The organism is Methylobacterium sp. E-041 (assembly GCF_022829665.1).
In the GTDB taxonomy this organism is placed as follows: Bacteria; Pseudomonadota; Alphaproteobacteria; order Rhizobiales; family Beijerinckiaceae; genus Methylobacterium.
In genome coordinates, this window is record NZ_JAKSYQ010000043.1 from 40,324 (window position 1) to 65,777 (window position 25,454).

Here is a 25,454-nt window from a genome sequence, read left to right on the forward strand (position 1 = left end):
GCTCACAAAGCCACGATCGGGACCACGACGAGGCCGAGGGCCGCGACGGCGACCGCCGCGTAGCGGACGAGGCATCGGGGGGGCGCGACGCCCGCCTCGGCATCGGGCCTCAGGACCAGCGCGAAGATCGGCAGGATCGGCAGCAGGTAGCGTCCCTGGGGCCCGTCGATGCGCGGATCGCCGACATTGGTCCAGCTAAGATACTGCGAGATCAGGACGAGCCATAGGGCGAGCGCGGCGGCGAGCACCAGCAGCGCGAGGGTGGCGCCGCTTCCGGGGGCTCGCCCGGTGCCGGCCAGGGCCGCCGCGAGGGCGAGGATCCACAGCGCGTGCAGCACTGCCGGAAGGTGGCGGTCGTGCCAGCGCAGGATGCCGACGACGCCCTCGGTCATCGTCGCGGCGTGCTTCACCGTCAGCAGGAAGCGCGCCGGCACGGTCAGGAAGCGCATCGGCTCCGCGATCAGCACCCGAAGCTGCGCCGCCGGGTCGGTGCCGTGGAAGGTGGCCGGACGGTCGCCGGGCCAGAGTGGGCCGGCCTCGTAGGGCGGCCGGGGAACCGGGGTCGCGATCGTCGCGGTGGCGTATGCGGTCCAGAGCACGGCCGGCAGGACGACCGCCGCGACCGCAGCCAGGCGCGAAAGCAGGCCGGCGCCGATCCGGCGCCCGGTTCCGCGCGGGAGCGGCAGGAGCAGGATCAGCGCGATCGGAGCGTAGGGCGGCTTCGCCAGGAGGATCAGCGCGATCAGGATGGCGGCGCCGGCGAAGCGTCGCCGCGCCCGCGGGTCGTCCGGCTCATGGGTGAGCAGCGCGACGGCCAGAATCGCGACGGCGACGATCAGCCCGTCCTGGTTGAACGAGGCGGCGAGCGACAGGGTCATCGGCAACACGAGGAGGGCGAACAGCCAGGCCCGGCCGCGGCGTGCCACCGCGAGGGCGCAGAGGCCGATCAGCGCATAGGCTGCCACGTCGAACAGGCGCCCGAGCCGGGCGGATGCCCGGGCCGACAGGTCGAGGGCATGACCGATCCCGAGGCCGGCGGCCGACGGCAGGTAGAAGACGGGGAAATAGGTGGCGATCGTGTAGAGCGGCGCGAAGGCGCCGGTCCGGCGCCAGGGCCCGGTGCCGATGGCCGGATCGACGGGCGGCGCCGCGATCTTGGCGTTGTCCGGCATGCGGGTGCGCGCCAGCTCTTCCCAGACCGGATCGACCCGGACGCCCGCCGCCATCGCGGATCGCCCGTCGGGGCCGACGATGGTCTCGCGATGCCCGACGATCTGCCCGTCGACGAGGCTCGCCGCGCGCATGAGGTGGGCGGGCTCGTCCGCCACCTCGCCGAGGGGGATCGCCAGCGCCAGCGCCAGGCTGAGCGGCATCGCCAGGAGCAGGAACGCACCGAGCCAGAGACGGAGGTCGTCGGCTGCGCGGCCGGAAACCGAGCCGAGGGTCATCGCTCGGCGCCCTCGAACGGCCCGAGCGCGCTGCGCAGCCTCATCGTCAGGCCGAGGGTCGCCGCGATCCCGATCCCGAGGAGGATCGGCGAGAGCCATGCCGTTCCGCCGGTCGCGGCCAGGACGCCGCTGCGCCCGGCCGCGCCCGTGAGGACGCAGACGAAGAGGCCGGGCAAGGCTGCGAGCGTGCCGATGGCGTAGGCGCCCGCGTGCACGGTGGTGAGGCTCAGGGCGAAGCTCGTCGGTGCGAACGGCAGGATCGGCGACAGGCGGATCAGGCCGACCGCCTTCCAACCGTCGGCAACGATCATCCGGTCGATGGCAGCCAGCCGGCGGCCGCCCGAAACCCAGCCCGCGAGGTGCGGGCGGAGCCACGACCGGCCGATGGCGAAGCTCGCGCTCGCGCCGAGCAGCGTCCCCGCCGTCGCGAGGGCGAAACCGAGGCCGGGCCCGTAGAGCGCGCCCGCCGCCACGCCGATGAGGGAGGCCGGCAGGATCCCGACGGTGGCGACGAGGGTCTGCGCGAGGACGAGGCAGGCCCATCCGGCCACGCCGAAGGCCGCACCGGCGCTCATCGCTGCGTGGAGCAGGTCGAGGATCGTTCCGGGGAAGACCGCTCCGAGCACGATCGGGACCGCGATCGCAGCCAGCAGCACCCCGCCCGCCAGGACGAGGCGGGTGCGTGCGGCGTTCATCGCCGCGGCGTCCCGGTGGGGGCGAAGAGCGGTTCCCGGCGGATTCCGAGGCGGTGCAGGCGGTAGGCGAAGGCCGTCCGCAGCACGCCGAAGCCGTAGACGACGCTGCGGCGGAAATTGATCGACGAGGCTTCGGGGAAGTACCGCGTCGGGCAGGAGATCTCGCCGATCCGGAACTCGGCCTGCATCGCCAGGGCGAGCATCTGGTTGTCGAACACGAAGTCCTCCGAGCAGCGGTCGAGGGGGATCGTCTCGATCACCGTGCGGCTCCAGGCGCGGTAGCCGGAGTGATATTCCGAGAGCTTCTGGCCCATGAGGAGGTTCTGCAGCAGCGTCAGCACGCGGTTGGCGACGTACTTGTACCGCGGCATGCCCCCGACGAGGGCGCCCTTGCCGAGGATGCGGGAGGCGAGGACCGCATCGTACTCGCCCGAGACGATCATCGAGGCCATCGCGGTGACCAGGCGCGGCGCGTACTGGTAGTCGGGGTGGAGCATGACGACGATGTCGGCGCCCCGCGCCAGCGCCGCCTCGTAGCAGGTCTTCTGGTTGCCGCCGTAGCCGCGGTTGCGCTCGTGCCGGATGGTGTGGATGCCGAGGCCCTCGGCGATGAGGGCGGTCCGGTCGCGGCTCGCGTCGTCGATCAGGATGATGTCGTCGACGATGTCCTTGGGGATGTCGTCGAACGTCTTCTGAAGGGTCGCGGCCGCGTTGTAGGCCGGGAGGACGACGGCGATCTTCTGTCCGTGAAGCATGGATCCTGCTGACGTCGGCGCGCTTCGGGACGGTCCGTCGCGCTTGTGTTCGGGTCAATCGGCGCGGCGCAGCCGCGCGAGAAGGGCGGGAACGGCGCCGCCGAGCAGCGCCGCCGCGTGGACGACCTGCCCGGCCTCGCGCAGGGACCGGCGACGCAGCGCCAGGGCGAGGCGCAACGGGATCTGGACCGCGAAGGTCGCCGCCAGCAGCGCGAGGGCGGTCGCCGCACCCTGGTGCTTGGCCGCATAGAGGATGCGGCTGCGCTGGATGTAGAACAGGCGCCGCGCCCTCACCTGCCGGGTCGTCCCTTGGCCGTCGTGCCGGACCGTCGCATCGGCGACGTGGCGCACCGTGAAGCCCGCATCCCAGGCGCGGGCGCAGAGATCGACATCCTCGTAATAGACGTGGAAGCGCTCGTCGAAGCCGCCGAGCCGTTCGAACAGCGACCGGCGGATCAGCAGGAAGGCGCCCATCACCTGGTCGACCGGACCGGACGCGGCATGGTCCCACTCCGTCATGAAATGCGTCGGCACCCGGCTCGGCATCACCCGGTCGAGATGAAGCTCCTGGCCGATCAGGCTGCCCGCGGTCGGGCGCCTTGCGCACATCCGCTGCACACGGCCGGCTTCGTCGACCAGCTGTGCGCCGACGACGCCGACCGTCGGATCGGCGTCGAGCGCCGCCAGCGCCAGCCGCAGCGCATCCGGTCCGACCTCGGTGTCGGGGTTGAGGAACAGGATCGCCGGCGCCCGGCCGACCGCCGCGCCCTGGTTGCAGGCGCGCCCGAACCCGGCATTGTCGGCGTTCCCGATCACGGTGAGGCGCAGGTCCGGCCGCTCCAGGCCGTCGGCGGAGCCGTCGGTCGAGGCGTTGTCGACCACGACCACGTCCGTGGCGGGATCGTCGCCGGCGGCGGCCAGGCTGGCGAGGCAGGCGCGCACCAGGGCGCCGCCGTTCCAGTTGACGATCACGACGTCGATGGCAGGCCGTCGATCGGTGCGGGGCGTCGTCATGGCGCGTCGAAGGGGCGGCCGAGGCGGCCGCGGAGACCATCGAGCACCGCCCCGGCCAGCCGCCGCAGCACCGCCGGGCGGTAGCCGCTGTCGCGCCAGTACAGGAGCGTCTGCACCGGGAGGTAGGCGATCTGGCGCAGCTTCCACGGCAGCGGGATGTGCCGCAGGCGCCAGCCGTAGACGGAGTTGCGCAGGTAGGTCGCCATGCGGAACAGCGGCTGGCGCGGCGTCTCGATGCCGAGCGCGCGGATCGTGCCGCCGCCGACGCGGTGGCCGATCGCGGCGTCCTGCGCCATCCAGCAGCCGTAGCCCGCATCCCAGGCGCGAAAGCACCATTCGAGCTCGACCCCGTCGATGAAGTAGTCCGCCCGGAACGGCCCCACGGCGCGGAACGCTGGGACGTCGACGAGCGAGCCCGAGGTCGCAAGGAATTCCACCGGCACCAGCGTGCCGACGGCCGCCTGCCGGGGCCGGCGCCGAAACCGCGGCGGCTTGGACTCGGCGTTTGCGCGGCCCGGCACCGGTCCGATCACCGCACAGGGCCGATTCTCCGCACGGAGCCGCGTGCGGGCATCGGCGAGCGCGCCGATCATCTCCGGCCCGACCTGCGCATCCTGGTCGAGCAGGAGGACGCCGTCCGCGCCGACCCGCGTCGCGGCCTCGACGACGCCGTTGAGGGCGGCCGCGATGCCGACGTTGCTCCCGGCCGACAGCAAGCGCACGCCGGCCGCCTCGAGCTTCATCCGATCCACGGGGCCGAGGCCGCCATTGTCGAAGGCGAGGACCGGATGCCGGCTGCCGGCATAGCGTCGGACGATGTCGTCGACCTGGTCTCGGCTCGGGTGGAACAGGGTCAGGCCGATGGCCAGCATCACGCACATCCAGGACAGGCCGCGGCCGGCCTGCGGCCCGAGCCGATAACGGAAACGCACGCCCGAGGCGAGGCCCGGGCCGAGGCTCGGGCCCAGGCTCAGGTATAGGTGCGATCAACGCTGGCCGAAGGTCGGATCCTTGAACAGGTCCTTGTGCTCGCGGGGCTGCGAGCGCCAGTACTGCTTGGGCGCGCGCACCGTCTCGCCGAGCGCGGCCGCCGCGTGCCAGGGCCAGCGCGGATCGTAGAGCAGGGCGCGCGCGAGCGAGATCGCGTCCGCCCGGCCCTCGGCGAGGATCGCCTCGGCCTGGTCCGCTTCGGTGATCAGCCCGACGGCGATGGTGGCGAGCCCGGTCTCGGCCTTGATCCGCTCGGCATAGGGCACCTGGTAGCCAGGCCCGAGCTTGATCGCCTGCTTCGGCGAGACGCCGCCGGTCGAGACGTGGATCGCGGGGGCGCCGGCGCGCTTCAGGCGCTGGCCGAGCTCCACGGTCTCCTCGAGGTCCCAGCCGTCCTCGACCCAGTCGGTCGCCGAGACCCGCATCCACACCGGATGGCCTGCCGGGACGACCGCCCGCACCGCCTCGAACAGCTCGAGCGGGAACCGCATCCGGTTCTCGAGGCTGCCGCCGTAGGCGTCGGTGCGCTGGTTGGCCAACGGCGAGAGGAACTGGTGCAGCAGGTAGCCGTGGGCGCCGTGCAGCTCGAACGCCTCGATCCCGAGGCGCACCGCGCGCTTGGCGGTCGCGACGAAGTCGTCGCGGATGCGCTTGAGGTCCGCGCCGTCGAGGGCGTGCGGGGCCACCTCGCCGTCGCCGTGTGCCAGGGCGGACGGGGCTTCGGTGCGCCAGCCGTAGGGATGATCCGGCGCGATCTGCTGGCCGCCGTCCCAGGGCGCCCGGCTCGACGCCTTGCGGCCGGCATGGGCGATCTGGATGCAGACCGGGATCGGCGCGTACTCGCGGATCGCCGCCAGAACCCGACCGAGCGCGCGCTCGCAGCCGTCGGAGTACAGCCCGAGGTCCCACGCGGTGATCCGCGCCTCGGGCGACACCGCCGTCGCCTCCAGCGTCAGCAGCCCGGCGCCCGACATCGCGAGCTGGCCGAGATGCATCATGTGCCAGTCGGTCGCCTCGCCGTCGCGGGCCGAGTACTGGCACATCGGCGCGATCAGGATGCGGTTCTCCAGCGTCAGGTCGTCGAGCGTCAGCGGTTCGAACAGGCGGGCGGTCATCGGCAACTCCGGGTTGCGGGGGCATCGGCTGTGTGCCGCACTCTTGGGACGGACGCCAGCTCGCCGCCACAAGCCGGCCCTTCGCGCCGTAGCCGGGCGCGGCTCACCCCTCCCCGATCCCGCGGGCCTTCAGGCTCTCGCCGATTTCGTCGAGCACGCCGGCATCGTCGATGGTCGCCGGCATGGTCCAGGGCTCGTGGTCGGCGATGCGCTTCATCGTGGCGCGCAGGATCTTGCCCGAGCGCGTCTTCGGCAGCCGCTGGACCGTCAGCGCCAGCTTGAACGCGGCCACGGGCCCGATCTCGTCGCGGACCTTGGCGACGAGCTCACGCTCGATCTCCGCCGGATCGCGCGCGACCTGGGCCTTGAGCACGACGAAGCCGCAGGGCGCCTCGCCCTTGAGCGCGTCGCGGATGCCGATGACGGCGCATTCGGCGACGTCGGGGTGGGCGGAGAGCACCGCCTCCATCCCGCCGGTGGAGAGGCGGTGGCCGGCGACGTTGATAATGTCGTCGGTCCGCCCGAGCACGGTGATGTAGCCGTCGGCGTCGATCACGCCCGCGTCCGAGGTGTCGTACCAGCCCGGGAAGGTCTCGAAGTAGCTCGTGCGCATCCGGGCGTCGGAGCCCCACAGGGTCGGCAGGCAGCCCGGCGGCAGCGGCAGGCGGATCGCGATGGTGCCCATCGTGCCGGCGGGCACCGGCTTGCCGCCCTCGTCGAGCACCTGCACGTCGTAGCCCGGCATCGGCACGCAGGTGCTGCCGTGCTTGACCGGCAGCATCCCGAGGCCGACCGGGTTGCCGGCGATCGGCCAGCCGGTCTCGGTCTGCCACCAGTGGTCGATGACGGGCCGGTCGAGCACCCGCTCGGCCCAGGCGACCGAATCCGGGTCGGCGCGCTCGCCGGCCAGGAACAGGGTGCGGAAGCGCGAGAGGTCGTGGCCGGCGACGTGGGTGCCCTTCGGGTCCTCCTTCTTGATCGCCCGCAGCGCGGTCGGCGCGGTGAACAGGCAGACGGTCCCGGTCTCGGCGACGACCCGCCAGAACGCGCCGGGATCGGGGGTGCCGACTGGCTTGCCTTCGTAGAGCACCGTGGTGCAGCCGTGCAGGAGCGGCGCGTAGACGATGTAGGAATGCCCGACCACCCAGCCGATGTCGGACGCGCAGAAGTAGGTCTCGCCGGGCTGGACGCCGTAGAGGTTCGGCATCGACCAGGCCAGCGCCACGAGGTAGCCGCCGGTGTCGCGCACCACGCCCTTGGGCTTGCCCGTCGTGCCGGAGGTGTAGAGCACGTAGAGCGGGTCGGTCGCCGTCATCGCGACGCAGTCCGTCGACCGTCCCGAGGCCGCGGCGACCGCCTCGGCCCAGTCGCGGTCGCGCCCCTCGACGAGGCTCGCGGCCGCTTGCGGACGCTGGAGGATCAGGCAGGCGGCGGGCTTGTGCTTGGCCGCGGCGAGCGCCGCGTCGAGCAGCGGCTTGTAGGCGACCACCCGGCTCGGCTCGATGCCGCAGGAGGCGGCGAGCACCACCTTCGGCGCCGCGTCTTCGATCCGGACGGCGAGCTCGTTGGCGGCGAACCCGCCGAACACCACCGAATGCACCGCGCCGATCCGGGCGCAGGCCAGCATGCCGAACAGGGCTTCGGGCACCATCGGCATGTAGAGGATCACCCGGTCGCCGCGCACCACTCCGAGGTCGCCGAGTACCGCCGCCAGGGCGGAGACCTCGCGGAGCAGCTCCGCGTAGGTGATCGCGCGCTTGGTCCCGGTCACCGGCGAATCGTACCGGATCGCGACCTGGTCGGCCCGGCCGGCCGCGACGTGGCGGTCGACCGCGTTCCAGCAGGCGTTCAGCGATCCGTCCGGGAACCAGCGGCCGTAGGGGCCGGAGGCGGCGTCGAAGGCCCGCGTCGGCCGGGTCGCCCAATCGATCGCCCGCGCCGCGTCGAGCCAGAACCCCTCGGGATCGCGCATCGCGGCGGCGTGCACGTCGGCATAGCGCGACGGCGCATCGGCGGAGGGGTCGGTCGGCATGGCGGCTCCTCGGGGCGCCCTCTTCACGGGGGGCCTTACGGGGCGAGCCTAGCAGACTCGCGCTCGCCGCAGGATCGGCGGACCGCACAAAAAAGCCGCGCCGTCAGGGACGGCGCGGCGGACCTCGGTGCCGTGCTGGGGATCAGGCGCGTCAGTGCAGCGTGTCGACGTCGGCCTGCAACCGGTTGATCTCGTCCTTCAGGAGAAGCTTTCGCCGCTTCAGCTCCGCGATGCGAAGGTCGTCCTCGGACGGCCTCAGCGTCGCCTGGTGGATTTCCCGTTCGAGGGCTTCGTGCTTCCGGGTGAGCTGGCTCAGATGCGTCTGCAGCGACATGAGTCGTGTCTCCTGTCATCGTTCCGACCGGTCGAATCTCGCACATGTCGAGCCGGCTGTCGAAGGCAATCCTCAGCCTATGCCTCACGAATGCTTGCCGCTCGGGCGTGCCTGACGCATGCTCGCCCCAGGCACGCGGCGGGTTTCGAAGGCGACGATGACGGTTGAGTTGGTCCCGGATGAGCAGTCCGAACTGGACGTCGAGCTGGCGCGGCTGAGGCAGGAGCACCGCGACCTCGACGACGCGATCGACGCCCTCGAGCGCAACGTCGCCGGCGATCAGCTGCAGATCCAGCGGCTGAAGAAGCGCAAGCTCACGCTGCGCGACCGGATCGCCTTCGTCGAGGACCAGATCACCCCCGACATCATCGCCTGATGCCGGTGGATGCCGCCGCGCCTCGCCTTGCCGCGTCGGGCCCGCGCCTGTAAGCGGCGAGCTTGCCAGCGGCGGATTCAGGCTCACGGGCCTCCTTCGCGCAGAGAATGGGTTTGACGCGGATGGTGCCGGCGCCTGCGGTCGCGATCATCATGGGCAGCCAGTCCGACTGGGCGACCATGCGGCACGCCGCCGAGACGCTCGACGCGCTCGGCGTCGCCCATGACGCGCGCATCGTCTCGGCGCATCGCACGCCGGACCGTCTGGTGGCCTTCGCCAAGGGCGCGAAGGCGGCCGGCTTCCAGGTGGTGATCGCGGGCGCCGGCGGTGCCGCGCACCTGCCCGGCATGGCCGCCGCGATGACGAGCCTTCCGGTCTTCGGCGTGCCGGTCGAATCCAAGGCGCTGTCAGGACAGGACAGCCTGCTCTCGATCGTGCAGATGCCGGCCGGCATTCCGGTGGGGACGCTGGCGATCGGCCGGGCCGGCGCGGTCAACGCCGCGCTCCTGGCGGCCGCCGTGCTCGCGCTGTCCGATGACGACCTCGCCGCCCGCCTCGATGCGTGGCGCGCGGCCCAGACTGCATCCGTCGCCGAACGGCCGGAGACCGAGACCCCGTGACCACGAAGACCATCGCGCCCGGCAGCACCCTCGGCATCGTCGGGGGCGGCCAGCTCGGCCGCATGATCGCGCTCGCGGCGGCGAATCTCGGCCTCAAGGTCCACGTCTACTGCCCCGACGCCGACAGCCCGGCCTTCGACGTCGCGGCCGCGACCACCTGTGCGGCCTACGACGACGCCGAGGCGCTGGCGCGCTTCGCTCGGAGCGTCGACGTGGTTACCTACGAGTTCGAGAACATCCCGCGCGAGACCGCCGACCTGCTGGCGGCGCACGCGCCGCTCCACCCGAGCGCCTCGGCGCTGGCGACGACGCAGGACCGGCTGTCGGAGAAGGACTTCATCAACCGCCTCGGCATCCCGACGGCGCCGTTCCGCGCCGTCGACACGCCGGACGACTTCGCCCGTGCGCTCGACGCCATCGGCCGCCCGGCGGTGCTGAAGACCCGCCGGTTCGGCTACGACGGCAAGGGCCAGCGCATCATCCGGACGGAGGCCGAATCGGATCGCAACGCGATCTTCGCCGAGTTCGGCGGCGCGGCGCTGATCCTCGAAGGCTTCGTCGCGTTCGAGCGCGAGGTCTCGGTGGTGGCCGCGCGCTCGGCCGACGGAAGCTTCGCCGCCTTCGACCTGTGCGAGAACGAGCACCGCAACCACATCCTGGCCGTCACCCGCGCGCCAGCGCCGGGGATCGCGCCGGAGACGGCGCAGGCCGCCTTCGCCATCGCAAGGACGATCGCCGACGCCCTCGACTACGTCGGGGTGCTCGCCGTCGAGATGTTCCTGGTGCGCGAGGCCGACGGCGGCGAGCGGCTCGTCGTCAACGAGATCGCGCCGCGGGTGCACAATTCCGGGCACTGGACGATCGAGGGCGCCGCGACCTCGCAGTTCGCCCAGCACGTGCGCGCGGTCTGCGGCTGGCCGCTCGGCGATCCGTCCCGGCCCGGCGGACTGCGTGCCGAGATGCGCAACCTCATCGGCGACGAGGTTTCGGGCTGGCGGTCGCTGCTGGCCGAGCCCGGCGCGCATCTGCATCTCTACGGCAAGGGCGAGGCCCGACCCGGCCGCAAGATGGGCCACGTCACCCGCCTCGAGCCCTGAAATCCGATGCATCCGCACAACAGCGGATGCTTCGCGTGCGCCCTGCTCCCAAGATCGCAAGGTCTTTTCCAGTCGAGCCATATGTTCGCCACATCGGCCCGCATCAACGGGTCCGTCGCCCGTGCTTAATCGGGCGTTCACCGCGATGCGCGAACGTGCCGGAGCCTACGCGACCGGATCGGACCGGTTCCGTGTCGGCCGCGCCGCTCGGGGTGCGTGGATCAAGGTTCGGGCGTGCTGCAGACTTGAGCACCGTGCCGAGGGGAATGGGGCGATGACGTCAGACAGCGTGCGGTTTCAACGGTCGGCCCTGCTCGGCCTCGCTGCGCTCGCGAGCGTGGCGCTCGCCGGCTGCGAGACCGTGGGGAGCGCTGCCGGCCCACGGCAATTCGCGGTGCTCGAGGCGGACACCACGGGCGCGACCAACGTCAACATCGCCTCGCTGACCGAGGTGGTGCAGCGCAACCCGAACGACGCCGCCGCCTACAACACCCGCGGCGCGGCCTATGCCCGCGCGGGCCAGTTCAACGACGCGATCGGCGACTTCACCAAGGCGGTGCAGATCGACCCGAATTCCGGCTCGGCCTACAACAACCGCGCGCTGGCCTATCGCCAGACCGGCCGCAATGACGCGGCGCTGCAGGACTTCACCAAGGCAATCGCCTCCGACCCGAATTACGGCCCCGCCTATATCGGCCGCGCCAACGTGCTGCGGGCGCAGGGCGACCTCGACGGCGCGATGAGCGACCTCAACGTGGCGATCCGCCTGATGCCCGAATCAGCCGAGGCGTATCATGCCCGCGGCCTGGTCCGGCAGAAGCAGGGCCAGAACACCGCCGCCATCGGCGACTTCGACGCCGCGATCGACCGCAATCCCTTCGTCAGCGCGCCCTACGCCGCCCGCGGCCAGAGCCTGATCGCCACGAACCAGTACGACAAGGCGATCGAGGACTACAACGCGGCCCTCAACGTGAACAACAAGGACGCGACCTCCTGGGCCTATCGCGGCCTCGCCTACGAGAAGTCGAACCGCAAGAAGGAAGCGATGGAGAACTACCAGCGCGCCTCCACCATCGACCCGAGCAACCCGATCGCCCGCCAGGGCCTCGGCCGGGTTCAGGGCGGCGTCGGCTCGCTGTTCAACTGAAGCCCGGGGTTTGCTCGAACGAAGAACGCCGCGCGAGAGGGCGGCGTTCTTCGTTTCGGATCGCGATGACTACCACCGCGCGAACAGCCGAGACAACCAAGACCGTAGGGTGAAAGCGACAGGAAAATGACGACCTTTGCCGCCATCGGACCGAGGAACACCCATGGCGCCGGCGCTCGAAACCTGTCACACTTCGTCGGATGCCGTACTTCTACTGTCATCTACGTGGCCCGAGCGGTTATGAACGCGACGAGATCGGGCTGGAATTCGCCGACCTCGATGCGGCGTATCTCGAGGTCTGCCGCGCCATCCTCGACATGGCGGCGGAGCTGGCACGGTCCGGCCACGACCCGATGCCCTACGCCTTCGAGATCACGGATGACGACGGCCTCCTGCTCATGGACGTCCCGTTCCGCGAGATGCTGAGCAAGGGTCTCCGAAGCAGGCGTCGGCTTCTTCCCGTCTCGTCGGCTACGCAGCGCCGCGAGATGGTGCGGGCGGTGCATCTGCGCGCAGCCGTCTCCGACTCGATCGATCGCCTGAGCCAGACGATCCGCATGTCCCAGCTGATCGTCGCCCGGTCGCGCGCGAGCGGCGCGGCCGATCCATGGGGCGCCTCGCCGCGATCGGGTGCCGTCGCCTCTTAGGTCAAATCACGCCGAGCGCAGGGCGGCGATGCCGTCGGCCAGCGCGTCCACCTGCGCCGCGTCGTGCGCCGCCGAGAACGCCACCCGCAGCCGCGCGGTGCCGGCCGGGACGGTCGGCGGCCGGATCGCCACCACGAGGAAGCCCTGCGCTTCGAGGGCGGCCGAGCGCGCGAGCGCGGCCTGCGCCTCGCCGACCATCACTGGCACTACGGCGCTTTCGGCCTCCGGCAATCCGAGCCGCGCGGTGAAGCGGCGGGCGAGCGCCAGGGGCTTGGCACCCCGCTCCGGCTCCGCCTCCAGGATCGCCAGCGCTTCGAGGGCGGCGGCCGCGGAGGCCGGCGGCAGCCCGGTGGTGTAGACGAAGCTGCGGGCGCGGCTGGTGAGCAGGTCGATCACCGCCTGCGACGCGCAGAGATAACCGCCGTAGGAGCCGAGCGACTTCGACAGGGTGCCCATCTCCAGCGGCGCCCGCGGTCCGCCTTCGACGACGCCGAGCCCGTGCGCGTCGTCCACCAGCGTCCAGGCGTCGTGGTCGTCGCCGAGCTCGAGGATGTCGCCGAGCGGCGCGCGGTCGCCGTCCATGCTGAACACCCGCTCGGTCAGGATCGTCGCCCGGCGATGCTGCGCGCGATGCGCCGAAAGCAGGCGGCCGAGGTCGGCGACGTCGTTGTGCCGGAACGTCAGGATCGTCGCGCCCGAGATCCGCGCACCGCCCCACATGCAGGCATGGGCGAGTTCGTCGACGAGGATGAGGTCGCCCGCACCGACCAGCGCCGGGGTGATCCCGAGGTTGGCGAGGTAGCCGCTGCCGAACACCAGCGCCGCCTCGGTGCCCTTGTGCGCGGCGAGCCGCGCTTCGAGCGCGGTCAGCAGCGGATGGTTGCCGGTCACCAGCCGCGACCCGCCGGAGCCGGCGCCGTAGGCGGCGACGGCAGCTTGCGCGGCCGCGATCACCCGCGGGTCGTGGCTCAGGCCGAGATAATCGTTGCAGGAGAACGAGACGAGCCGGCGCGCGCCGCGCTCGGCCATCGCGTCGGCGGCGCGGATCGTCGGCACCAGGCGGCGGCGGAGGGCGGCGGCATCCAGGCCGGAAAGCTTGTCGCGGGCGAAGGATTCGAGGCTCGACATCGGGCCTCAAAGCCCCGCGGCGCCGGCCGGAGTCAAGTCCGGCGTCGCGCCCGGTTGACCGTCGCGCGGCATGCCCGCATCGATCTGCGGATGCCGACCGACGATCCGAGCGCCGCGCCCCTGTGGCGCCCCTACACGCAGATGAAGCATGCGGCGTCCCCGCTGGAAGCGGTGCGCACGCACGGCTCGCGCATCGTGCTCGCCGACGGGCGAGCGCTGGTCGACGGCATCGCCTCGTGGTGGACGGCGGTGCACGGCTACAACCATCCCCACATCGCCGCGGCGGTCTCCGAGCAGCTCGGCACCATGCCGCACGTGATGTTCGGCGGCCTGACGCACGCCCCGGCCGAGCGTCTGGCGCGCCGGCTCGCCGGCTTGCTGCCCGGCGACCTGAACCACGTGTTCTTCACCGATTCCGGCTCGGTCGCCGTCGAGGTCGCCCTGAAGATGGCGGTGCAGCTCTGGCTGAACCGCGGCGAGGCCGGCCGCACCCGCATCCTCGCGTTCCGCGGCGGCTACCACGGCGACACGGTCGGGGCGATGTCGGTCTGCGACCCCGAGGAGGGCATGCACCGCCGCTTCGGTGCCTTCCTGCCGACCCAGCTCTTCTCCGACCTGCCGCGGACCGAGGCGGAGGCGGCCGCCCTCGACGGCATCCTCGCGCGCCACCGCACCGAGCTCGCCGCGGTGATCGTCGAGCCGCTGGTGCAGGGTGCGGGCGGCATGCGGATGCATCCGCCCGAGGTCTTGGCGACGATCGCGCGCCTCGCCCACAGCCACGGCCTGCCGCTGATCGCCGACGAGATCTTTACCGGCTTCGGCCGCACCGGCACGCTGTTCGCCTGCGAGCAGGCCGGCATCGTGCCCGACATCCTGTGCCTGTCGAAGGCGCTGACCGGCGGCACGATGGCGCTCGCGGCCACGATCGCCACCAGCGAGGTGTTCTCCGCCTTCTGGTCGGACGATCCCGGCGCCGCGCTGATGCACGGCCCGACCTTCATGGCCAACCCGCTCGCCTGCGCGGCCGCCAATGCCAGCCTCGACCTGTTCGCGCGCGAGCCGCGGCTCGAGCAGGCCCGCGCGATCGGCACGCGCCTCGCGGAAGGGTTCGAACCGCTCCGTGGGCGGCCGGGCATCGCCGACATCCGCACGCTCGGCGCGATCGGCGTGGTGCAGTTCGCCGAGCCGCCCGACCTCGCGACGCTCAAGGCGCGGCTCGTGGAGCGCGGCGTCTGGGTGCGCCCGTTCGGCGACGTCGTCTACCTGACGCCGGCGCTGACCATCGGCCGGGACGACCTCGAACACCTGATCGAATCCGTCGTCTCGGTCGTCGGATCGGTCTCGATATCGAGCTGATCGAGCGCTGTCGGCAACCCCGCCCGGCACTGCAACCGGAACGCCCCTCTGCCGTTGGACATCCAGGATGAGGGTGCGGCGGGGGGCGTGTCCCGGCGACGCTCCCGGACCGAAACGCTGGAGATGCATATCGTGACGAGCGAGCAGACGAGTCCCCAGGAAGACCGGCCCGTGATCCTCCTCGTCGAGGACGAAGCGCTGACCATCATGGATCTCGGCGACGTTCTCGAGGGTGGCGGCTACGAGACGGTGCAATGCGCATCGGCCGAGCGGGCGATGAGCATCCTTCAGGCGCGGCCGGACATCTGCGGCCTCGTCACCGACGTGGAGCTTTCGGGCAAGGCCAACGGCTTCGACCTCGCCAGCTCCGTGGCCGAGGCGCGGCCGAAGCTGCCGATCCTGATCGTCTCCGGCCGCGCCGCGCCCGACCCGGCCCGGATGCCGGCCGGCGCGCACTTCATCGCCCGCCCGTGCAGCGGCGAGGACATCCTCGACCAGCTCCGCCGCCTCATGCCCTGCTGAGGCCTCATGCCCTGCTGAGCAGGGGATCGCCGCCCCGACCGTCATCCCAGCTTCACACGCCCGAGGCACAGCCGGCCGCGAACGAGGCCGGTCCCGTTTCCGGGGCCGGATTTTCGGCGTGTTCGGTCGTGCAGCGCGGGGTATGGGATGTCAGCGGCGGACGAGATCCCGGCAGCCGCGCCGGTCATCGAGAACCCGGGGCTGCCCGTGAACGGCAAGGCGAAGAACCGGAAGGACGCGCGGCCCGCTCCCGACGCGGCGCGGATCAAGCGCAAGAGCCGCGACGCCTCGGCTGAGCGCCCCGGTGAGGTCCCGGCTCCGAGCCCCGAAACGGCGGCCGCGAAGCGGCCCGGATCGAAGCCACCGGGCGCCAAGAGCGTCGGCTGGGCGCTGGTCCAGGCCGCGCGCCTGCATCGCGCCCGCATCGGCGACCGGCTGGCGACGCTCGACCTGTTCGCCGGCCAGGAGCAGGTCGTGCAGGTGCTCGCGGCCTCCGGCACGATGACGATGGGCGACCTCGCCGCGACCTTGCGCGTGCGCCCGCCGACCGCATCGAAGACGATCTCGCGGCTCGCCGCCCTCGGCTTCGTCGAGCGGCGCGCGGAGGCCGGTGACGGCCGCATCGTGCGCGTGCGCCTCACCGAGGCGGGCCTCGCCAAGGCGGAGGCGATCGAGGGCATCTGGGACGCGGTCGAGGCGGAGCTGCTCGCCGGCCTCGACAACAAGGAGCGGCGACGCCTGCGCAAGCTTCTGCGCAAGGCCGCCAAGGGACTCGCCGAGGCCGGCGGGCTGACCGGGCACGAGACCGAAGCCGATGCGGAGATCGAGGCCGACGAGGACGAAGCCGACGCGCTCGCCCCGATCCCGGCGCACTGACGCGGCGCCGTTCGGAGCCGCTGCACACGATGGCCGCGGGCGATACGCTGCGGGCACGCCCACGCCCCTCGCCGTCGCCGTCGTGATCGCCGCACGCCTTGCCGGACCCACCGTCGCCGGCGATGCGATGCCGAGGCGGGTCGGGGCCTGCGCGACGACGGTGATTCCCGCGATCGGGAGGCGCTTCGGCGCTCCGCTGATGAGACCCAAGAGCAAGGCCACCGACGACGGCACCGGCGTCGAGCTTGGAAACGGCGTCGAAGCGTGTCCTACGTCTTCGTCCCGGCGGTCGCGGACGCGAAGGTCGGCGATCCTGTGAAGACCTGCCCGGTCTCGATCCCGAGGGGCGATGACCGCGGCAAGGTCTTCACGACGACCAACCTGCGCACGCAGGATTTCCGGACGCTCGGCGATTCCCGGCACCTGTGCGGCGGCGCCGGGCCGAACCGCCGCGAGGGCAGGTCCGGCCCGGCGAGCTAGGTCCGGCCCGGCGACGGCGAGTCGCCTATCGGCCGAGCGGCTGGATGCTGTTGGCGATCGCCTTGAGCTGCGCCGCGTACTTCGTCTCGCCGGCGGGCGAGCCCCAGTAGGACAGCATGCCGACCTTGGTCTCCGACAGCACGATGATCGACAGGCTCACCTTGGTCGGGCCGTCCTTGTCGACGCCGTCCCAGCCGAGATCGACCACGTCGAAGCCGTTGATCTTGGCTTCGGACTTCTTCTGCGACTTCGGATCGATCTTCACCCCGCTCTCGGCGAAGAACTTCACGCCTTCGACGATGGCGTTCTCGAGGTTCTTAAGGTTCTGCACCTCGAAAGCGACGTAGATCGACGTATCCGGGGACGTCGCCTGGGCACCCTTCTCGATTTCCTCGGGCGACCACGCGTTCGGGAGGTCGATCGTCACGATCGGCTTGGTGTCGGGCAGCTCGAACGGCTTCGCCGACGCGGTGGATGCTGGGTTTGCGAAAAGGAATCCAAGAACCGCCGTCGTCGCAATGATGTTTCTCAAGACAACCTCCCCCGTCGCCGATCGCGGCGCGCGCGAAGAGCCGTGGACGACGGTGCATCGAGAGTCGAGGGGCCTCGGAAAGGTCATGCACCGCCGAGATCGATCCGGCGCGGTCGGCGATCCGCAACCGCTGGCACGAGTCCCGCATGGTGCATGGCGATCCATGCGTGCGCGCCCTCGCGGCGGGCGCCGAAACGACGGATCATCCCGAATGATATGACGGGCGGTTGACCCGGTGCCGTTTTCTTAGGCATCCAAGGGTCGTCGATCCCGCCGAGACCGGTCGCTTCAGGGAGTTGCGTTTGTCGATGTCACGGATCCGGACGTTCGCGGCCGCCGCCGGCCTTGCCCTGGCCTTCGGGATGGCGCCGGCCCAGGCGGCCAACGTCTTCCGCTTCGCCTTTCAGGGCGACATCAAGTCCCTCGATCCGTATTCGCTGAAGGAAAGCTTCACGATCGGCATGCACGCCGCAGTCTATGAGGCGCTGATCACCCGCGACAAGGATCTCAACCTCGCGCCCGGCCTCGCCGAATCGTGGGAGACGCCGGAGCCGACGCGCTGGCGCTTCCACCTGCGCAAGAACGTCAGCTTCCACGACGGCTCGCCCTTCACCGCCGACGACGTGCTGTTTTCCGCCGACCGGGTCCGGGCCGCCGGATCGAGCTTCACCACCAACATCCCGTCCGACGCCAAGTTCGTGAAGGTCGACGACCACACCGTCGACATGGTGCTGTCGAAGCCCAACCCGATCGCGGTCTACCAGTTCTCGACCTGGTACATCATGTCGAAGGCCTGGGCGGAGAAGAACAACGCCGTCGCGCCCTCGCCCGTGAGCGCGGCGTCGCCGAGCTACGCCACCCTGCACGAGAACGGCACCGGCCCGTTCGTCATCACCGAGCACCAGCCCGGCGTCCGCACCATCTTCAAGAAGTTCCCCGGCTACTGGGGCAAGGTCGAGTCGAACCTCGACGAGGCGGTGTTCACCACGATCTCGAACGACGCCACCCGCGTCGCGGCCCTGCTCGGCGGCGAGGTCGACTGGATCGACCCGGTGCCGCTGCAGGATCAGCAGCGCGTCAACGCCAGCGGCAACGCCACGGTGATGACCGGGCCGGAGCTGCGCACGATCTTCCTCGGGATGGATCAGGTCCGCGACGAACTCAAGGATTCGAGCGTCAAGGGCAAGAACCCGTTCAAGGACGTGCGCGTGCGCGAGGCGATGTACCTCGCCATCGACGAGGACACGATCGCCAAGCGAGTCATGCGCGGGCAGGCGACGCCGACCGCCCTGATGATCGCGCCCTCGCTCTACGCGCGCTCGGCCGAGTTCAAGCGCCCGACGACGGACGCGAAGCGGGCCAAGGCGCTGCTCGCCGAGGCCGGCTACCCGGACGGCTTCACCGTCCCGATGGATTGCCCGAACGATCGCTACGTCAACGACGAGGCGATCTGCCAGGCGGTCGTGTCGATGCTGGCCCGCGTCGGCGTGAAGGTGAACCTCAACGCCCAGCCGAAGGCCAAGTACTTCGCCAAGGTGCTGGCGCCGAACTACGACACCGCGTTCTACCTGCTGGGCTGGACGCCGTCGTCGCAGGACAGCCACAACATCCTCTACGAGATGGTCGGCTGCCGGACCGATCCGAAGTCGAGCCGCGGCGGCTGGAACCTCGGCGGCTATTGCAACACCAAGCTCGACGCCATCGCCGACCAGGTCGAGGGCGAGACCGATCAGGCCAAGCGCGACGCCGAGATCAAGGAGGGCTTCGAGATCCTGCAGAAGGACTGGGCCGTCATCCCGCTGCACCAGCAGGCGCTGGCCTGGGGCGTCTCGAAGACGGTGACGCTGACGCAGCGGCCCGACAACCTCCTGCTGCTCTATTGGGTGTCGAAGAAGCCTTGAGGCGCGGCGTGAACGGTTGACCCGATGCTCGCCTTCATCCTCCGCCGCCTGCTGCAATCGGTCGTGGTCCTGGCCGTCGTCGGGGTGATCGCGTTCTCGATGTTCCGCTTCGCCGGCGACCCGGTGAACCAGATCGTCGGCGTCGACACCCCGGTCTCGGAGCGGGCCGAGATCCGCAGGAACCTCGGGCTCGACGATTCCGTCGCGGTGCAGGCGGCGCGCTACGCCGCCAACGTGCTGCGAGGCGATTTCGGGATCTCGTACCAGTTCCGCCAGCCGGTCTCGCACCTGCTGGCGGAGCGGATGCCCGCGACCCTCGAGCTGGCGCTGTGCGCCACGATCTTCGCCCTCGTCGTCGGGATCCTGATGGGGGTCTACTGCGCGCTGCACCGCGAGACGGCGCTGGCCAAGCTCTTCCTGGCGATCTCGCTCGCCGGCGTCAGCCTGCCGACCTTCCTGATCGGCATCCTGCTGATCTTCCTGTTCTCGGTGACGCTCGGCTGGCTGCCGTCGTTCGGCCGCGGCGACACCGTGCGCCTCGGCTGGTGGACCACCGGCTTCCTCACGGTCTCGGGGCTCCGTGCCCTGATCCTGCCCTCGATCACCCTAGGGCTGTTCCAGATGACGCTGATCATGCGGCTCGTCCGCGCCGAGATGCTGGAGGTGCTGCGCGCCGACTACATCCGCTTCGCCCGGGCGCGCGGCCTCACCACCCGCTCGATCCATTTCGGGCATGCGCTGAAGAACACCCTCGTCCCGGTCATCACCATCGCCGGGCTTCAGCTCGGCTCGGTGATCGCCTTCTCGATCATCACCGAGACGGTGTTCCAGTGGCCGGGCATGGGCCTGCTCTTCGTGCAGGCGGTGCAGAACGTCGACATCCCGATCATGGCCGCCTACCTGCTGCTGGTCGCGGCGATCTTCGTGGCGATCAACCTCGCGGTCGACGTGCTCTACACGATCGTCGACCCGCGCCTGCGGCTCGCGGGACGCACCGCATGAGCGCCCTCGCCGCGACGCCCTCGCGCTGGGCGCGGTTCCTCGATTCCGACGTCTTCGCGAGCTTCCGCCGCTCGAAGCTGGCGATGGCGGCGCTCGCCGTCACGGTGCTGTTCTTCGCGCTCGCCATTGCCGCGCCGTGGATCTCGCCGCAGAATCCCTACGATCCGGCCGAGCTCGACCTGATCAACTCGAACCTGCCGCCGATCTGGTCGGCGGAGGGGCAGGCGCCGTTCCTGATCGGCACCGACGACCAGGGCCGCGACGTGCTCTCGGCCGTCTTCTACGGGCTGCGCCTCTCGCTCGTCGTCGGCCTTCTCGGCGTGCTCGTCTCGGGCGGCCTCGGCCTCGCGCTCGGGCTGATCGCCGGCTACTTCGGCGGCCTCGTCGACACGGTCATCATGCGCGTCGCCGACGTGCAGCTGACCTTCCCGGCGATCCTGATCGCGCTGGTCGTCGACGGCGTGGCGAAGGCCGCGGCCGGCGGCGGCCTCGACACCAACGCGACCATCGGGCTGATCGTCGTCTCGATCGGGCTGTCGTTCTGGGTGCAGTACGCCCGCACCGTCCGTTCTTCGGTGATGGTCGAGAAGAACAAGGACTACGTCCAGGCCGGGCGCCTGATCGGGCTGTCGTCGCCCGTGATCATGGTCCGCCATGTCCTGCCGAACGTGCTGGGACCGGTCTTCGTCATCGCGACGATCAACCTCGCGCTGGCGATCATCACCGAGGCGACGCTGTCGTTCCTCGGGACCGGCCTGCCCGAGACCATGCCGTCGCTGGGCACGCTGATCCGCACCGGCAACCGCTTCCTGTTCTCCGGCGAGTGGTGGATCGTCGCCTTCCCCGGCCTAGCGCTCGCCGGGCTGGTGCTGGCGATCAACCTGCTCGGCGACTGGCTGCGCGACGCGCTGAACCCGAAGCTGCAATGACAGAACCCGTCCTCTCCGTCCGCGACCTGCGCGTCGAGTTCGCGACGCGGCGCGGCATCCTGAAGGCGATCGACGGCGTGTCCTTCGACATCGCCCGCGGCGAGATCCTCGGCGTCGTCGGCGAATCCGGCGCCGGGAAATCGGTGACCGGCGCAGCGGTGATCGGCCTGATCGACCCGCCCGGCCGGATCAGCGGCGGCGAGATCCGGCTCGGCGGCGAACGCATCGACGACCTGCCGCCCGAGCGGCTGCGCCGCATCCGGGGCCGGCGCATCGGCATGATCTTCCAGGACCCGCTGACCAGCCTCAACCCGCTCTACCGCATCGGACGGCAGATCATCGAAACCGTGCAGACGCATACCGACCTCTCGGCCAGGGCCGCGCGGACGCGGGCGATCGACCTGCTCGCCGAGGTCGGCATCCCGGCGCCCGAGCGGCGGATCGACGGCTATCCGCACGAGTTCTCCGGCGGCATGCGCCAGCGCGTGGTGATCGCCCTCGCCCTGGCGGCCGAGCCTGAGCTGATCATCGCCGACGAGCCGACGACGGCGCTCGACGTCTCGGTGCAGGCGCAGATCATCACCCTGCTCAAGCGCCTCGGGCGCGATCACGGCACCGCCGTGATGCTGATCACCCACGACATGGGCGTGATCGCCGAGGCGGCCGACCGGGTCGCGGTGATGTATTCCGGCCGCATCGCCGAGATCGGCCCGGTCCGCGCCGTGGTCGGCGACCCTCTGCATCCCTACGCCAAGGGCCTGATGGGCGCGATCCCGACGCTGACGCAGGAGACCGGGCGGCTGGCGCAGATCCCCGGTGCGATGCCGCGCCTGACCGCGATTCCCGCCGGCTGCGCCTTCAACCCGCGCTGCCCGAAGGTGTTCGACCGCTGCCGCGTCGAGCGGCCCGACCCGATCCCGGTGGGCGGGCACCGCGTCGCCTGCCACCTCTACGATCGCGCCGAGGTGGCGGCATGAGCGCGCCCGCGCCGTACGTCGAGGTCGAGGGCCTGCGACGGCTGTTCGACGTGTCGAAGCCGTGGCTCAACCGGATGATCGAGCGGCAGCCGAAGCAGTGGCTGAAGGCGGTCGACGGCGTCGCCTTCACGATCGAGCGCGGCGAGACCTTCGCCCTGGTCGGCGAATCCGGCTCCGGCAAGTCGACAGTCGCGCGCATGGTAGTCGGCCTCCTTCCGCCGAGCGCGGGCGACGTCCGCATCACCGGCGTCTCGATGACCGATCCGGCGCAGAATGCGGCCCGCCGCCGGCTGCGGCGACGCATCCAGATGGTGTTCCAGGATCCCTACGCGTCGATGAACCCGCGCTGGCGTGTCGGACGGATCGTCGCCGAGCCGATCCGGGCCTTCGACCTGATCCGGGGCGAGGCGGCGATCGCCGACCGCGTCGGGGAGCTGCTCACGCTGGTCGGCCTGCATCCCGACGACCGGGTGAAGTACCCGCACGCCTTCTCCGGCGGGCAGCGCCAGCGCATCGCCATCGCCCGCGCGCTCGCCGCGGAAGCGGAGTTCCTGGTCGGCGACGAGCCGACCTCGGCGCTCGACGTGTCGGTGCAGGCACAGATCCTCAACCTGATGCGCGACCTGCAGGACCGGCTCGGGCTGACCTACCTGTTCATCAGCCACAACCTCGCCGTGGTGCGCCACATGGCGACGCGGATCGGCGTGATGTATCTCGGCCGCGTCGTCGAGATCGGCGGCGGGCGCGAGCTGTTCACGCATCCGAAGCATCCCTACACCCGGATGCTGCTCGACGCGGTGCCCGACATCGGCCTGACAGGGCGGCAGCGCACGCCGGTCTCCGGCGAGATCCCCAACCCGATCGACCCGCCGCCGGGCTGCAGCTTCAACCCGCGTTGCCCCTTCGCCGACGACCGCTGCCGGGCCGAGGTGCCGGCGCTGATCGATGGCGTCGCCTGCCACGCCTATCAGGAAGGGCGGCTGACCTGACCGCCTGCCCGATGGAGTTCCGATGACATCCAGCGCGCCGTCCGACATCCTCGAAATGAGCGCGGTCGCGCTGTCCGCCGCGATCCACCGGAAGGCGGTGTCCTGCGTCGAGGTGATGCAAGCCGCGCTCGCGCGGATCGCGCGGTTGAACCCGGCGGTGAACGCGATCGTCGCGCTGCAGGACCCGGGCCGCCTGATCGCGGAAGCCGCGGAGCGCGACGCCCGCCTCGCCCGCGGCGAGAGCGCCGGCCCGCTCCACGGGTTTCCCCTGGCGGTGAAGGACTTCGATGCGGTCCGCGGCCTGCCGTTCACGCAAGGCTCGCCGATCTTCCGCGACCGGATCGCGCCGGCCGACTCGATCATGGCGGGACGGCTTCGCCGAGGCGGCGCCGTGTTCATCGGCAAGACCAACGTCCCGGAATTCGGCCTCGGCTCGCACACCTTCAACCCGGTCTACGGCGCCACCGCCAACGCCTACGACCAGAGCAGGTCCGCGGGCGGCTCGAGCGGCGGCGCCGCGGTATCGGTGGCGTTGCGCATGCAGCCGGTGGCCGACGGCAGCGACCATGCCGGCAGCCTTCGCAACCCGCCGGCCTTCAACAACCTGTTCGGCCTGCGCACCAGCTACGGCCGGATCCCGATCGCCGCGCCGGACGTGTTCACGCCGGGCTTCGGCGTCTCCGGCGCGATCGGCCGCTCGCCGGCCGATATCGGCCTGATGCTGTCGGTTCAGGCCGGCGCCGACCCGCGCGTGCCATTCTCGATCCCGCAGGATCCGGCGATCTTCGCCGAGGACCTGAAGCGCGATTTTTCCGGCACGCGGATCGCGTGGCTCGGCGACCTCGACGGGCAGCTGCCCTTCGATCCCGGGGTGCTGGAATGCGGGGTCGAGGCGCTATCGGCCTTCGAGGCGGTCGGCTGCCGCGTCGAGCACGCCCGGCCCGCCTTCGACATGGAGCGGCTGTGGCAGGACTACGTCCTGCTGCGCGCCTGGATGAATGCGTCGAGCCTCCGCCCGCTCTACGACGACCCGGCGCATCGCGCCCTGCTCAAGCCCGAGGCGATCTGGGAGGTCGAGCGGGGATTGGCCCTCACCGCCGAGCAGATCAGGTCGGCGCAGGAGGGCCGCACCGCCTGGTACGAGGCCGTGCAAACCTTCATGGCGCGCTTCGACTTCCTGGTGATGCCGAGCGCGCAGGTGTTCCCGTTCGCGATCGGCCTCGATTGGCCGAAAGAGGTCGGCGGCCGCACGATGGACACCTATCACCGCTGGATGCAGGTGGTGATCCCGGCGACCATGAGCGGCCTGCCGTCCCTGAACGTTCCGGCCGGGTTCGGCCCCGGCGGGCTGCCGACCGGCATCCAGATCGTCGGCCCCAACCGGGGCGAGCTGGCTTGCCTGCAGCTCGGCGCCGCCTACGACGCGGCGGCCGGCTGGGTCTCGCGCCGGCCGCCCCCGCTGCTCGGGGCATGATCCCGACCCTTCGACCCGAAGCCCTGCAATCCTGAGACGCACCGGACGCGATCACCCGTTCGGCCGGTTGCAAGCGTTCGTTGCGGCGCGGACACAATCGGGGTTTTTGCGGCCGCGACGGGATGAAACGCGGGCGGAGCGCGGTTCGACGTGTCTATAAGATCGGCCATGAGCAATGCGGTTCGCCCCTCCTCGAAGCCGCGTGCGGCTTATCTCGCCCTCCCCCTCGCGATCGCCCTCGGCGGATCGGCCCTCGCCGCCGACCTCGGCGCGATCATGCCGCGGGCAGTGCCGACCTTCGCCCAGGTCGATCCCGACACCTGGATCGTGACCCTGACCGGCAACCTCCAGTTCACGCCGCGCTATCCCGGCTCGGAGGACTACACGGTGATCGGCTACCCGGCGATCGACGTGCGCCGCGCCGGCGAGCCGCGCCGCTTCTCCGCGCCCGACGACGGGTTCAGCTTCTCGCTCTACGACAACGCGGTGTTCCGCATCGGCCCGACCGCGCGTTTCGTGCCGGGCCGCTACTACGGCGACGACCGCCGGCACCTGTTCGGCTTCCGCGATGCGCGCTTCGCCGTCGAGCCGGGCCTGTTCATCGAGTTCTACCCGATCCCGTCGATCCGCACGCGGGTGGAAGTCCGGCAGGGCGTGTACGGGCACCACGGCACCGTCGGCTCGGTCGGGGCGGACTACATCCTGCCGGTCGACCGCTTCCAGTTCTCGATCGGACCGCGCCTGAACATCGGCGACGCCTCCTACGCGCGGAAGTACTTCGGCGTCACCGCCGACGAGGCCGCCGTGAACGGTCGCGTCGCCGCCTACGACCCCGGCAGCTTCTTCTCCGCGGGCGTGCTCGGCGCGGTCACCTACACCCAGGACGCGACCTGGGCCTATACCGGCTACGCCGGCTACTCGCGCATCCTCGGCTCCTCCGGCGACAGCCCGCTGGTGCGGCGCCCGTTCGGCAACCCGGACCAGTTCCTGTTCGGCCTGAAGGTCGACTACTCCTTCG

General features: G+C 71.0%; 26 protein-coding genes. 16 read left to right on the plus strand and 10 right to left on the minus strand.

From position 1 onward, the window contains the following. Positions 1 to 2: 2 nt before the first annotated feature. The 8 genes from MKK70_RS03190 to MKK70_RS03225 all read right to left on the minus strand — a co-directional run bounded on the left by MKK70_RS03190 (position 3) and on the right by MKK70_RS03225 (position 8,383). Complete coding sequence (locus MKK70_RS03190; protein ID WP_243945792.1) at positions 3 to 1,448, minus strand: DUF2142 domain-containing protein; 1,446 nt, start codon at positions 1,446 to 1,448, stop codon at positions 3 to 5. After that, positions 1,445 to 2,143, minus strand: a complete 699-nt coding sequence (locus MKK70_RS03195) for a TVP38/TMEM64 family protein (protein WP_243945793.1) — start codon at positions 2,141 to 2,143, stop codon at positions 1,445 to 1,447. The genes MKK70_RS03190 and MKK70_RS03195 overlap by 4 nt, the downstream gene beginning before the upstream one ends. Next, positions 2,140 to 2,898 (minus strand): glycosyltransferase family 2 protein, encoded by a 759-nt coding sequence (locus MKK70_RS03200; protein WP_147858102.1) that lies wholly within the window; start codon positions 2,896 to 2,898, stop codon positions 2,140 to 2,142. The genes MKK70_RS03195 and MKK70_RS03200 overlap by 4 nt, the downstream gene beginning before the upstream one ends. A 54-nt stretch (positions 2,899 to 2,952) precedes the next feature. Then, positions 2,953 to 3,912, minus strand: a complete 960-nt coding sequence (locus MKK70_RS03205; RefSeq protein WP_243945794.1) for a glycosyltransferase family 2 protein — start codon at positions 3,910 to 3,912, stop codon at positions 2,953 to 2,955. Continuing rightward, positions 3,909 to 4,844 (minus strand): glycosyltransferase family 2 protein, encoded by a 936-nt coding sequence (locus MKK70_RS03210; protein WP_243945795.1) that lies wholly within the window; start codon positions 4,842 to 4,844, stop codon positions 3,909 to 3,911. Before MKK70_RS03210 ends, MKK70_RS03205 begins: the two co-directional genes overlap by 4 nt. A 54-nt stretch (positions 4,845 to 4,898) precedes the next feature. Then, entirely contained in the window at positions 4,899 to 6,017 is a 1,119-nt protein-coding gene (locus MKK70_RS03215; RefSeq protein ID WP_147725552.1) for an NADH:flavin oxidoreductase/NADH oxidase, read from the minus strand. Positions 6,018 to 6,120: 103 nt separating this feature from the next. Beyond that, the gene (locus MKK70_RS03220; protein WP_243945796.1) at positions 6,121 to 8,049 is read right to left on the minus strand and encodes an AMP-binding protein; all 1,929 of its coding nucleotides are present in this window, start codon (positions 8,047 to 8,049) and stop codon (positions 6,121 to 6,123) included. 151 nt (positions 8,050 to 8,200) lie between these two features. Further along, the gene (locus MKK70_RS03225) at positions 8,201 to 8,383 is read right to left on the minus strand and encodes a YdcH family protein (RefSeq protein ID WP_147725554.1); all 183 of its coding nucleotides are present in this window, start codon (positions 8,381 to 8,383) and stop codon (positions 8,201 to 8,203) included. A gap of 157 nt (positions 8,384 to 8,540) precedes the next feature. Between MKK70_RS03225 and MKK70_RS03230 the strand changes: the two genes are divergently transcribed. From MKK70_RS03230 to MKK70_RS03250, 5 genes are all read left to right on the plus strand, one after another. Further along, complete coding sequence (locus MKK70_RS03230) at positions 8,541 to 8,759, plus strand: YdcH family protein (RefSeq protein WP_147725555.1); 219 nt, start codon at positions 8,541 to 8,543, stop codon at positions 8,757 to 8,759. A 122-nt stretch (positions 8,760 to 8,881) separates the two neighbouring features. Next, positions 8,882 to 9,379 carry a 5-(carboxyamino)imidazole ribonucleotide mutase gene (gene purE / locus MKK70_RS03235; protein ID WP_147841380.1) on the plus strand — a complete coding sequence of 166 codons (498 nt, stop codon included), beginning with the start codon at positions 8,882 to 8,884 and terminating at the stop codon, positions 9,377 to 9,379. Next, positions 9,376 to 10,476: a 5-(carboxyamino)imidazole ribonucleotide synthase gene (locus MKK70_RS03240; RefSeq protein WP_243945797.1), complete on the plus strand. Its 1,101-nt coding sequence runs from the start codon at positions 9,376 to 9,378 to the stop codon at positions 10,474 to 10,476. Before purE ends, MKK70_RS03240 begins: the two co-directional genes overlap by 4 nt. 274 nt (positions 10,477 to 10,750) lie before the next feature. Further along, on the plus strand, positions 10,751 to 11,623 hold the full coding sequence (locus tag MKK70_RS03245; RefSeq protein WP_147725558.1) for a tetratricopeptide repeat protein: 873 nt from the start codon (positions 10,751 to 10,753) through the stop codon (positions 11,621 to 11,623). A 200-nt stretch (positions 11,624 to 11,823) separates the two neighbouring features. Next, a complete protein-coding gene (locus MKK70_RS03250; protein ID WP_243945799.1) occupies positions 11,824 to 12,270 on the plus strand; it encodes a DUF6894 family protein in 447 nt (148 codons plus the stop codon). A gap of 6 nt (positions 12,271 to 12,276) precedes the next feature. Here MKK70_RS03250 and MKK70_RS03255 read toward each other — a convergent pair whose 3' ends face one another. Then, entirely contained in the window at positions 12,277 to 13,398 is a 1,122-nt protein-coding gene (locus MKK70_RS03255) for an aminotransferase class I/II-fold pyridoxal phosphate-dependent enzyme (RefSeq protein WP_243945801.1), read from the minus strand. Positions 13,399 to 13,488: 90 nt separating this feature from the next. On the opposite strand from MKK70_RS03255, the gene MKK70_RS03260 reads away from it, so the two are divergent. From MKK70_RS03260 to MKK70_RS03275, 4 genes are all read left to right on the plus strand, one after another. Continuing rightward, positions 13,489 to 14,754 (plus strand): adenosylmethionine--8-amino-7-oxononanoate transaminase, encoded by a 1,266-nt coding sequence (locus MKK70_RS03260; RefSeq protein ID WP_243945802.1) that lies wholly within the window; start codon positions 13,489 to 13,491, stop codon positions 14,752 to 14,754. A 123-nt stretch (positions 14,755 to 14,877) separates the two neighbouring features. Continuing rightward, complete coding sequence (locus MKK70_RS03265; RefSeq protein WP_147725563.1) at positions 14,878 to 15,276, plus strand: response regulator; 399 nt, start codon at positions 14,878 to 14,880, stop codon at positions 15,274 to 15,276. A gap of 147 nt (positions 15,277 to 15,423) precedes the next feature. Next, positions 15,424 to 16,152: a MarR family winged helix-turn-helix transcriptional regulator gene (locus tag MKK70_RS03270; protein ID WP_243935401.1), complete on the plus strand. Its 729-nt coding sequence runs from the start codon at positions 15,424 to 15,426 to the stop codon at positions 16,150 to 16,152. 264 nt (positions 16,153 to 16,416) lie between these two features. Continuing rightward, the gene (locus MKK70_RS03275; RefSeq protein WP_243945804.1) at positions 16,417 to 16,632 is read left to right on the plus strand and encodes a hypothetical protein; all 216 of its coding nucleotides are present in this window, start codon (positions 16,417 to 16,419) and stop codon (positions 16,630 to 16,632) included. Positions 16,633 to 16,657: 25 nt separating this feature from the next. Here MKK70_RS03275 and MKK70_RS03280 read toward each other — a convergent pair whose 3' ends face one another. Beyond that, complete coding sequence (locus MKK70_RS03280; protein ID WP_147725565.1) at positions 16,658 to 17,164, minus strand: hypothetical protein; 507 nt, start codon at positions 17,162 to 17,164, stop codon at positions 16,658 to 16,660. A 308-nt stretch (positions 17,165 to 17,472) separates the two neighbouring features. Between MKK70_RS03280 and MKK70_RS03285 the strand changes: the two genes are divergently transcribed. From MKK70_RS03285 to MKK70_RS03315, 7 genes are all read left to right on the plus strand, one after another. After that, entirely contained in the window at positions 17,473 to 19,065 is a 1,593-nt protein-coding gene (locus MKK70_RS03285; RefSeq protein WP_147725566.1) for an ABC transporter substrate-binding protein, read from the plus strand. 24 nt (positions 19,066 to 19,089) lie between these two features. Beyond that, the gene (locus MKK70_RS03290) at positions 19,090 to 20,067 is read left to right on the plus strand and encodes an ABC transporter permease (protein ID WP_243945806.1); all 978 of its coding nucleotides are present in this window, start codon (positions 19,090 to 19,092) and stop codon (positions 20,065 to 20,067) included. Next, positions 20,064 to 20,996, plus strand: a complete 933-nt coding sequence (locus MKK70_RS03295) for an ABC transporter permease (RefSeq protein WP_147725568.1) — start codon at positions 20,064 to 20,066, stop codon at positions 20,994 to 20,996. The genes MKK70_RS03290 and MKK70_RS03295 overlap by 4 nt, the downstream gene beginning before the upstream one ends. Continuing rightward, positions 20,993 to 21,973 carry an ABC transporter ATP-binding protein gene (locus tag MKK70_RS03300; RefSeq protein ID WP_147858105.1) on the plus strand — a complete coding sequence of 327 codons (981 nt, stop codon included), beginning with the start codon at positions 20,993 to 20,995 and terminating at the stop codon, positions 21,971 to 21,973. The genes MKK70_RS03295 and MKK70_RS03300 overlap by 4 nt, the downstream gene beginning before the upstream one ends. Continuing rightward, positions 21,970 to 22,962: an ABC transporter ATP-binding protein gene (locus MKK70_RS03305; RefSeq protein ID WP_243945807.1), complete on the plus strand. Its 993-nt coding sequence runs from the start codon at positions 21,970 to 21,972 to the stop codon at positions 22,960 to 22,962. The genes MKK70_RS03300 and MKK70_RS03305 overlap by 4 nt, the downstream gene beginning before the upstream one ends. 22 nt (positions 22,963 to 22,984) lie before the next feature. After that, complete coding sequence (locus tag MKK70_RS03310) at positions 22,985 to 24,436, plus strand: amidase (protein WP_243945809.1); 1,452 nt, start codon at positions 22,985 to 22,987, stop codon at positions 24,434 to 24,436. 168 nt (positions 24,437 to 24,604) lie between these two features. After that, positions 24,605 to 25,454: MipA/OmpV family protein (locus MKK70_RS03315; RefSeq protein ID WP_243945811.1), on the plus strand; the 850-nt coding region annotated here is incomplete at its 3' end.